The organism is Pauljensenia sp. UMB3104 (genome assembly GCF_030217285.1).
Taxonomy (GTDB): domain Bacteria; phylum Actinomycetota; class Actinomycetes; order Actinomycetales; family Actinomycetaceae; genus Pauljensenia.
Genome location: NZ_JASONN010000618.1, coordinates 1 through 234 on the forward strand (window position 1 = coordinate 1; position 234 = coordinate 234).

Annotated in this window: 1 pseudogene; it reads right to left on the reverse strand. The window is 52.1% G+C overall.

The features are described 5' to 3' along the window. Nucleotides 1-17 precede the first annotated feature (17 nt). Nucleotides 18-234: pseudogene (locus QP415_RS13015) on the reverse strand (acyltransferase family protein); the annotation flags it as partial.

Sequence of the window (234 nt, forward strand, 5' to 3'; positions counted from 1 at the left end):
TTGTTTGCTGAGGCTTACTAACGAGCAGCTAAGGAGAGCTCTCCCCAGGGGGATTTTCCGCGAACCCAACGCATCGTTGCACGTTCAACACCCAACCAGCTCGCTGTCGCCAAGATGACAGTGATGAACGTGGCAACCATTAAAAGGAACCAGAACCCCATCGTGTGAACGCCGAACAGGATAAGAAGCTGAAGGACGGGGAAGTGGAAAATATACACGCCGTACGAGATGTCA